General features: G+C 50.2%; 5 protein-coding genes. 1 reads left to right on the top strand and 4 read right to left on the bottom strand.

All coding sequences use genetic code 11. From position 1 onward, the window contains the following. The 3 genes from ACESLU_RS10490 to ACESLU_RS10500 all read right to left on the bottom strand — a co-directional run. Positions 1 to 829 (bottom strand): DUF3524 domain-containing protein (locus tag ACESLU_RS10490; RefSeq protein WP_372638601.1); only part of this gene is annotated, 829 nt, incomplete at its 3' end. Positions 830 to 939: 110 nt separating this feature from the next. Further along, the gene (gene mutL / locus ACESLU_RS10495) at positions 940 to 2,784 is read right to left on the bottom strand and encodes a DNA mismatch repair endonuclease MutL (protein WP_372638602.1); all 1,845 of its coding nucleotides are present in this window, start codon (positions 2,782 to 2,784) and stop codon (positions 940 to 942) included. Between the two features lie 99 nt (positions 2,785 to 2,883). Beyond that, complete coding sequence (locus tag ACESLU_RS10500; RefSeq protein ID WP_372638603.1) at positions 2,884 to 3,084, bottom strand: hypothetical protein; 201 nt, start codon at positions 3,082 to 3,084, stop codon at positions 2,884 to 2,886. A 408-nt stretch (positions 3,085 to 3,492) separates the two neighbouring features. On the opposite strand from ACESLU_RS10500, the gene icd reads away from it, so the two are divergent. After that, entirely contained in the window at positions 3,493 to 4,740 is a 1,248-nt protein-coding gene (gene icd, locus ACESLU_RS10505; RefSeq protein WP_372638604.1) for an NADP-dependent isocitrate dehydrogenase, read from the top strand. A 311-nt stretch (positions 4,741 to 5,051) separates the two neighbouring features. Here icd and ACESLU_RS10510 read toward each other — a convergent pair whose 3' ends face one another. Then, positions 5,052 to 5,624, bottom strand: a complete 573-nt coding sequence (locus ACESLU_RS10510) for a hypothetical protein (RefSeq protein WP_372638605.1) — start codon at positions 5,622 to 5,624, stop codon at positions 5,052 to 5,054. Between the last annotated feature and the right edge of the window lie 178 nt (positions 5,625 to 5,802).

Raw genomic sequence — 5,802 nt, forward strand, 5'->3', positions numbered from 1 at the left:
AGCTTTCTTTATTTTCAACATACCCAAAATGGGTTATATGTCGCCCATACCGCTCCCATGCCTTTTCAAACTCTTCAGGTTTTTCATGCTGGGTATCCCCCGCAAGAATTAAATCGAACGTCAGGTCAATATCGTTCAGGCGGTTGAGCACCCGAAAAAACATGGCCGGGTTACGATCGAACTGCCAGCGCTGGTTCCAGACAATGACCGGATGCTCATTCGACTCCCGCTGGTCGGGCTGGGCATCAAAGCGCTTTAAATCAAGGCCGGGATACAGGACCATGCTTTTGCCGGCAATCTTGTCAACCGGGTAATAGTACTTGTCGTCGGGATACTGCTCCAAAAATTCAGGCAGCGCCTGCAGAAAATCATTCCGGTGGAAATGCGACGAGAAGATCAGCCGGTCGGCCGAAAGCATGCTCAGGTAATTCAGGTAACAGTACGTCTGGTCCCGCTCCTCCCCCTCCGGCATCGGCTGGGTAAACTGGTTTTCATGCATGTACATAACCTTGGGTATCTCGGCAAACCGGGGATTCGTCAGCGACAGAAACGAAGGCAGGTCCGTCATACTGCTCACCAGCAGCAGATCGATATCCTCTTTCACTTCCCGGGCCATCCCCGCCAGCACAACCGAATTTCCGTGCATGCGCCACTTCCGCCCCTTATAACTCAGATTCACAGGAATCACCTCGTGCCGCGAATGCTCCCTGAGACCCTTTAAAAAGGCTTTATGAGAACCGCTGTAAAAAGGTTCAACCGCTAAAATGTTCATGGAGAATGTTGAATTATAGATTTTATAATAACCGAACAGGTACATTTCCCGGTTCATTTTGGGGAGTGGTCTGTTTCCCGGCCAGCCTGAATGAGCAAAATGACAAGATAATTGATTAAAGCAACAATCCTATAAACCAATTACTTCAGGGACTAATCATTCCTCCCTCAGCGGAAACGGGATTCGATATCCTCTAACGGAATATACTCGAGCGTCGGTTTGTCCAACGGATCTTTATACGGCTCGTCACAGGCAAAAAGCTGGTCCAGCAGGTTCTCCATCTCCATATCCGTTAGTTTCTTCCCTTTTGGAATGGCCGTTTTTGAAGCAAATGCAATAGCCAGCTTTTTGCGCTCATCCAGCTCAACGTTACCTTCCAGTTCGCGATACTGGTACAACATCGATTTCAGCACGGATTGTTCATCACCTATATCGATATCGGCCGGCACGCCGCTTATCATGGCCGTGTTGCCGCTCAGCAACTGAACATTAAATCCCATGCGCTGCAGGATAGGATGCAGTTCTTCCAAGAGTGAAAATTCCGAAGCGGAAAACTCAATATTCTGGGAAAAAAGCAGTTGCTGGGTGCTGGGAATTGCCTCCTCGGTAGCGCTCAACGCCTTCTCATAGACGATACGCTTGTGGGCCGCATGCTGGTCAATCATACAGAACCCCGAACGCGTCTGGGTCAGAATATACCGGTCATGCAGCTGCCAGAACCCTCGCTCACGCATGCGGTCGGGTTGCTCGCTGCCCTCCTCACTCTTCCCGGGGGAGGGATCGGCTTGTTCTCCAAAATCATACAACTGCCGGGAATAATCTTTATTTCGCTGTGGTGATGGCGACCGGTCGGAATTGATGCGCGAGGGAAACTTCACGGGGCCGCTTTCCCGGCTCCGCTTCTGAGTGGGTCCCCCGAAACTAATATCAGAGGCGAACCCTCCCGAAGAACGTGTTGGCGGGGAATGTTCGCTGTGTTCCGGCACCTCCGGCACCAGGAACTGCTCGTTCAGTGCTTTTTTTGCCACCGACTTTGTCAGCTTTATCACGCTGCGCTCATCTTCAAACTTGACCTCCTCCTTGGCCGGGTGTACATTGACATCCACCTGGGCGGGATCAACACTCAGGAAAATGGCATAGAACGGGTACTCCTTCTCGCCGGTCCACCGGTCGTAGATCTTTAAAATTACATGCGTCAGGTAGCGATGCTGAAACGGGCGTCCATTGACAAACAGAAACTGTTCACCGCGGCTTTTTTTCGTCAGTTTCGGGTCCGCCAGAACCCCGCGGACCGTCAGGTAGCTCGTCTCCTCCTCAAACTGAATAAGACTGGCCTTGTAGCTTTTGCCGAACATCTCGGCGATGCGCTCTTTCAGCGGCTGCTTTTTCGGCAGGTCGTAAATCGTATCCGTATCCGCAATAAGCTCAAACCCCAGCTCCGGATTCGCCAGGGCCGCCTGCTGAACCGTTCTGAGGATATGCCGGAATTCGGTGGCATCCGTCTTTAAAAACTGACGGCGGGCCCGCACGTTATAGAAGAGGTTGCGTATGGCTACCGAGGTGCCGCCATCCACCGCAGCCGGTTCGAAAGACTTCTCCTCGCCGCCCCAGATCTCGTATTTGTATCCGATATCATCACCGGGACGCCTGGTCTTTAGGGTCACCTGCGCTACGGATGCGATGGACGCCATGGCTTCGCCGCGAAATCCCAGGGTACGCACGCGAAAGAGGTCATCCACATCCTGTATCTTGGAGGTGGCATGCTGCTCAAAACAGAGCCTGAGGTCTTCCTTCCCCATGCCGCAGCCGTTGTCCACCACCTGGATGAGCGTCCGACCCGCATTTTGAATAACAATTTTCAGTTGATCGGCCCCGGCGTCGATGGCGTTATCCAGCAGTTCTTTAACCACCGAACTGGGTCGCTGGATAACTTCACCGGCAGCAATTTTATTGGAAATTTCGGGAGGCAGTGGATGTATAATGGAATGTTGAGAATCCGTTTCCTGGGTCAATGTACGCGCTGTGTTTCAGGTTTGACATTAGTTCTCAAGACAGCGTAGGGATCGCTAATCCTGGTCGAAGAGCGGTAAAGATAAACAGGGAAAGATAAGTTACAACAGATACATGATATAGAGTACCAGTGACAACCCCAGGGCATAGAGCATAACCGAACGCCCCTGGTGATATTTCTTGTGCTTGCGTTCAATCCTTAGTCGCTCTCTTCGGCTTTTCTCCTTTTCAGGATCATGGTGACGAAATTGATAATTAAATTTCCTGGGCTTGGGGCGGTGCCCGAACATTGGCTTAATCATGACGGCCTCCTTTCAAGTTGGCATATGGGTATAGACGTTTTCCACTGAACGTTAATAATATAACCAGAAAATTTGTGAAAATGCAGCAGTTCCATTTTCTTTCTTTTCAGCCTGGATTATTCACAAAGAAATTTGCTTATGGGCAAGGCGGAATGGAAATGGAGGCGGAGAGGTACCGTTTGTACCTTGAGCATCCATTTCCATTCCAACGCAGCACAGGAGCAAATTTCGCAGCCATCATTTAATAGTTTAAAAAAAGACCTTATTGGATACTATGGCTTTAACAAATAATAGGATAACGATTGATTCCATATTATTCATGAATAATCCAGGTCAGCCTGTGCACCTGCTCTTTTTTTTTGGTATACTTATAGGCAAATAAAATATCAAATATATTGCTGAACACACATGAGTTACGAGAAAATTACTGCTCCCGAAACGGGCACAAAAGTTGAAAAAAAATCCGACGGTTCCCTAAAAGTCGGTGATAATCCCATTATCCCATTCATAGAGGGCGATGGCATTGGCATCGATATCACCCCCACAATGCGCCATGTCCTGGACAGCGCTGTTGAAAAAGCGTACGGGGGACAGAAAAAAATTGAATGGTTTGAAATTTATGCCGGTGAAAAAGCCCTCAAATTTTACGGCGATGATCACTGGCTGCCCGAAGATACGCTCAAGGCGATTGAAGAGTATAAAATCGCTATCAAGGGACCGCTGACGACTCCGGTGGGCGGGGGTATTCGTTCGCTGAACGTTGCAATACGACAGAAACTGGACCTCTTTGCTTGCGTCCGACCGGTTAAATATTACAAGGGCACGCCCAGTCCCGTAAAGCATCCCGAAAAAACCGATATGGTCATCTTCCGGGAAAATACCGAAGATATCTATGCCGGTATCGAGTACCAGACAGGCACTGAAGAAAACGAAAGGCTTAAAAACTTTTTAATCGACGAACTGGGGGTCGACCAGATCCGCTTTCCCGACACCACTTCGTTGGGTATTAAGCCCATTTCCACAGAGGGGACCAAACGCCTCGTCCGCTCTGCCATCGACTATGCCCTGGAGACCGGCCGCGACAGCGTTACGTTGGTTCACAAGGGCAATATCATGAAGTTCACCGAAGGCAGCTTCAAGGAGTGGGGCTACGAAGTAGCGCGCGAGGAATATGATGCGGAAGTCATTGGCGAAGGACCCTGGTGCAAGCTGCCAAACGGGCTGGTCGTCAAAGATGTCATTGCCGACGCCTTCCTGCAGCAGATTTTAACCCGTCCCGACGAGTATGACGTCATCGCTACGATGAATCTCAACGGCGACTACATTTCGGATGCGCTCGCTGCCTGCGTAGGCGGGATCGGTATCGCTCCGGGGGCCAACATCAACTATAATACCGGCCTGGCTGTCTTTGAAGCGACCCACGGAACCGCACCCAAGTACACGGGACAAGATAAGGTAAATCCGGGATCGCTTATCCTTTCCGGCGTGATTATGCTGCGTTACATGGGCTGGAACGAAGCTGCGGATCTCATAGAGAAAGGTATCGAGGCTTCCATCAGCCAGAAGCAGGTAACCTACGATTTCGAACGCCTGATGGAAGGAGCTACGCTCTTGAAATGCTCTGAATTCGGCGATAAAATTGTTGAGAATATGTAGTAACTGTTCCCGTGGCAAGAGCCATCGGGGTGTTATTAGCAGTTCTGATATATAAATATATATCCCTATTCTGAGCTTTCGCTCTTTAGAACCCGCAAAATTTAAAATTTTGCGGGTTTCTTTTTTTAAAACACCATGGTCCGCCGGATTAACGTTTCCGAAGGATTGGGATGGGAGGACGATGTATAGCGTTTACCGGCTTTTCCGGAATTTCGGGGTCTTGCGACGCCGGGGGAAGGTGTCAAGTAGGCCGCTGAGCAGTTTCGCAACAATCATTCCCGGAATTCCGGGTGAAAAAGGAGCCGTGTGGACTAAAATTCCTGAAATGCCCCGGACTCCTTCAAGGCATTCCAGGTGTCCTCATGATCGGACATTCGTTTATTCAACTGCTCCATAAGTTCTTCTTTCGAAAGCTCAACCGCCGCCAGTCCCCGTACGCTATTCTGTCCTTCCACCGGCATCGTATCGGTTTGCTGGATGGACACTATATCATCCACCGCACCGTCAGCCTTGCGGAGGTCAATTAAAAAATCGGCATTCGTCAAACCAGACTCCATGCCCAACTCTTGAACAGCTTCCGTCCGTACGGTTTCAAGCCTGTCGGATATCGACTGCTTTAGCACGGTAGTTGCCTGTGTCACCGCTTTGGTCTCTGCAGAAGCCGCATCAGTGCCTATCGCACCGGCATAGGCCTGAACGCCACTGCTGTCGTAAATCACCGATTCTTCGCTAAACCAGTCCGGCAGTGCGTCGTCTTTGGGTGCGGTATCTTCTTGCGGGGTTTCAGGGGAACCAGTAGTATTGGATGTGGTAGTACAGGCCGCGGCGATCAGCACGACAGCCGAAAGAATAAATGTAACTATACGTATACCAGTACGATGCATAAATCTAATTTTATTGATATTTGATAATACAGCCGGTTCCAAACCAGGCTAGAATACGGTCACCCGCCGTTCAAGTCACCGGCCCGGATGGCTCCCTCCCCAACATGCGGGAAAGTTGAACCTTCAAGCCGGTTCCGGGACCAGCCTCGCTGCCCGGGTTCAGGAAATTTTCAAGTGA

This window comes from Fodinibius sp. (assembly GCF_041642155.1).
Taxonomy (GTDB): domain Bacteria; phylum Bacteroidota; class Rhodothermia; order Balneolales; family Balneolaceae; genus Fodinibius.

Coding starts and splice junctions, on each gene's coding strand:
- ACESLU_RS10500 (WP_372638603.1), bottom strand. CDS start 3,084: ATGATTAAGCCAATGTTCGGGCACCGCCCCAAGCCCAGGAAATTTAAT.
- icd (WP_372638604.1), top strand. CDS start 3,493: ATGAGTTACGAGAAAATTACTGCTCCCGAAACGGGCACAAAAGTTGAA.
- ACESLU_RS10510 (WP_372638605.1), bottom strand. CDS start 5,624: ATGCATCGTACTGGTATACGTATAGTTACATTTATTCTTTCGGCTGTC.